This is a genomic window from Mesorhizobium sp. M7A.F.Ca.US.002.01.1.1 (assembly GCF_004022955.1).
GTDB classification, from domain to species: Bacteria; Pseudomonadota; Alphaproteobacteria; order Rhizobiales; family Rhizobiaceae; genus Mesorhizobium; species Mesorhizobium ciceri.
Genome location: NZ_RZQE01000611.1, coordinates 1 through 2,902, shown reverse-complemented (window position 1 = coordinate 2,902; position 2,902 = coordinate 1). Strand labels below are relative to the sequence as shown.

Genomic DNA, 2,902 nt, shown 5'->3' with positions numbered 1-2,902 from the left:
GTATTATTTCAGCTGGCCGTTTCGTGATATCCGCAGAATGTCAAATAATTCAAAAGATTGAATTTTGCCGATCGAGTGCCTATTTATCGGACAAGTTCACTTTCACGATTTCAGGCACAAGGGAGATTTCTTCGATGGCCGAAGGCAATCAGACGATCATGGAAAAAGCTGAAGCCCGCTTTGTCGACAAGCAGAAGAAGACAGCGGAGAAAAACAAGGCGACCGCCGAATATATGTCCGAGGCAAGAGCCAGGGAGATCAAGACGGCAAGGCTGAGGGAGCTTCGGCTGGCCAAGGAAGAGGCCGATCGTGTCGCCGAGGCCCTCAATCCGACGCCGAAGAAGAAGCGGGTGACCAAGAAAGTCACGGAGGCTAAGACATGAGCCTCACCTTCCCCAACCGCAGCCGCAGCTATGACGAGGCGGGCCAGCGCATCCGTTTCGTCGGCCATGACGGCATGTTCCAGATCTCGTTCTCCGTCGCCGCCGACGCCATGGCCAAGATGCGGCCGGGAACCGCGGCCGATGAAGCCGGTTATCTCCAGACATTCGACACCGAGAGCAGCGCCATCCGCGAAGTGGCGTCGAAGGCCTACGACCGCACCCACAAGAGCATGTATGTGCTGACGGCGTCCGATTTCGGCTGATCAGTCCATTGCATGTCGCTCAAAACGACGATTAAAGATCCATCTCCTCGACCATCGCGCGTATCTTCGCAGCCTTTTCGAAATGGTCGAGGCGGTGGGTTCTGATCCACCATTCGGCGGCTTCCATCAGGAGTTCGGGGTTGTCGTTTCTGTTGGCGAAAAACGCATAGAACGACACGCCGACGCCGGCCCCCTTCTCGGAGATCTTGCGGTCGCAAACCTCCAGTATCTTCTGCTTCAGGCTGGCTCTCACGGGAATCCCTTGATTTGCGGTGCGGCAGGCTTCCGCCGGCGGGCCGCTACGGATCAGGCCTTGCGCTCGGCCCGTTCGCGGCGTTTGACATCGCGGACATTCATCTGCACGACCATGTCCTCGGCCTCGCGCGGCCCCATCCCGACCATCACCTTTTGCCGGACCACCGCAGGCTGGCCGGTGAAGACATCGATGATGCTCCAGCTCTGGGGAAGCTCCATACGCAGCGTGTAGCGGTTGGCCATGCCGGTCAGCCTTGCATCGTGAAAAACACGGCGCCCAGGATCAGCACCGTCCAGGCGACGACCGACAGTTTCAGCACCATGCCGCCATGCACGGCCAGAAGCTTCCGCAGGTGCGACACACCTGCGCCGGTGCCGCCGCCAGGGCAGCAGGAGCCTTGAGGCCAAGTTTTCCAAAGACGGGCAGCAGCGACGGTTCACGCACGAAAGGCCTCGAATGTCAGGAAAAAGCGAAGCAAGAACGCTCGACTCCCTTCCATACCACTCTTTTCGCGCGTGCCGGCATGCCAAATGCAAGACAGGACTGCTTTAACGTCCGGTCCGCACCGCCTTCGTAACGCACAAATCTATTCGTGGGGACTGACTGCCCTTGGGGCAGATTGGGACTGCTGTTCGACGCGAAATTTTGGAGGCCTCGCCTCGGAATCGAACCGAGGCTTCAGAGATTTGCCGTCTCCAGCGTAGCCGCTCCGCCACGAGGCCATGGCTGTTGAAGTAGCGGCCAAATATTTACGGAAAGGTTAATCCCGAGGGACTGTTCAGAATTTTCGGCACGATCTTCAGACCGTCCGCCAGCACATATTGCGGCCAGGTTTGCTGCCCGGCAGCGCCAACCCTTTGCCGGGCCTCGCATCCCGCGCACGCTGCGATCCTTCACGCCTCAAGCGGCAGCCCGCCCCGTCTCGACCGAGGGCCTCCAGCACTGCGACTGGCGCTCTTCCCCTGAGCTAAGTGCTGCCGGCGCTGCTTTAACCCGCGTTTGCATTCGAAGGAAGAGAGCAGAGGCCCAACCAGCTTTTCCCTTGAACGGCGATCCAATCTGGTCTAGCCTAAGCTGAGAAAAGGTTTTCTCAAACAATTTCAGTCGGGCTCGGCCACCTGCCGGGCCTCTTTCAGATCGGTAAGAGAAAACCTTTTTCCAACTAAGGACTCTCGGCGCGATGCCATCGGACGATCTGCCTGTTCCGGTCTTTTCCAAGCCAGTCACCTTGCGTGACGTGGCCGCGCAGGCCGGAGTCAGCGTCGCTACCGCATCCAAGGCGCTCAACAGCCAGGGCCGGATGACAGCCGAGACGCGCGAACGCATTCGCGAGACCGCCCGGCGGCTTGGCTTCCGGCCCAACAGCCTGGCGCAAAGCCTGCTCCGACGCCGCAGCTTCACCGTCGGCCTGCTCACCAACGATACCTATGGCCGCTTCTCGCTGCCGCTGATGTCGGGCATTTCGGACGCGCTGGTCGACAATGGCGTCTCGGTGTTCCTGTGCAATGTCGAGGAGGATCCGCGGCTGGGCCAGATGCATGTCGACGCCATGCTCGACAAGCGCGTTGACGGCATCATCGCCACTGGCAAGCGCATCGATCGCCATCTGCCCGTCGACCTCTCCAATCTGCGCGTCCCGGTGATCTATGCCTTCACGCAGCCCGACCCCGACGCCGTCGCCTTCGTCTCGGACGATGTTGGCGGCGCCCGGCTGGCCGTCGAGCATTTTTGCCGGCTTGGCCGCAAGCGCATCGCCCACGTCACCGGGCCGGCGAGCTTTGCCGTGGTACACGCGCGCGTTCAGGCTTACCGCGACGTGCTCGCCGAAAACGGCCTGACGGTCAGCGAGCCGCTGCTCGGCTCCTGGTCGGAAGCCTGGGGTCACCAGGCGGTTGCGCAACTGTTCGACGGCAAAAGCGAAAGGCCCGACGCGGTCTTCTGCGGCAACGACCAGATCGCGCGCGGCGTCATCGATGCTCTGCGCGAACGCGGCCTCGACG

5 protein-coding genes and 1 tRNA gene are annotated in these 2,902 nt (G+C 60.9%); 3 read left to right on the top strand and 3 right to left on the bottom strand.

Annotated features, from left to right (window positions below):
- Window positions 1–134: 134 nt before the first annotated feature.
- Window positions 135–383: a hypothetical protein gene (locus EN932_RS32850; RefSeq protein ID WP_013530532.1), complete on the top strand. Its 249-nt coding sequence runs from the start codon at window positions 135–137 to the stop codon at window positions 381–383.
- Window positions 380–646, top strand: a complete 267-nt coding sequence (locus EN932_RS32845) for a DUF1488 domain-containing protein (RefSeq protein WP_013530531.1) — start codon at window positions 380–382, stop codon at window positions 644–646. The genes EN932_RS32850 and EN932_RS32845 overlap by 4 nt, the downstream gene beginning before the upstream one ends.
- A gap of 31 nt (window positions 647–677) precedes the next feature.
- On the opposite strand, the gene EN932_RS32840 is transcribed toward EN932_RS32845, so the two are convergent.
- From EN932_RS32840 to EN932_RS32825, 3 genes are all read right to left on the bottom strand, one after another.
- Window positions 678–899 carry a DUF6500 family protein gene (locus EN932_RS32840; protein ID WP_127367757.1) on the bottom strand — a complete coding sequence of 74 codons (222 nt, stop codon included), beginning with the start codon at window positions 897–899 and terminating at the stop codon, window positions 678–680.
- A 53-nt stretch (window positions 900–952) separates the two neighbouring features.
- Complete coding sequence (locus tag EN932_RS32835; protein ID WP_027160878.1) at window positions 953–1,144, bottom strand: hypothetical protein; 192 nt, start codon at window positions 1,142–1,144, stop codon at window positions 953–955.
- Between the two features lie 404 nt (window positions 1,145–1,548).
- Window positions 1,549–1,624, bottom strand: a tRNA-Cys gene (locus EN932_RS32825).
- Between the two features lie 458 nt (window positions 1,625–2,082).
- Between EN932_RS32825 and EN932_RS32820 the strand changes: the two genes are divergently transcribed.
- A partial coding sequence (locus tag EN932_RS32820) for a LacI family DNA-binding transcriptional regulator (protein ID WP_164890748.1) occupies window positions 2,083–2,902 on the top strand: 820 nt, incomplete at its 3' end.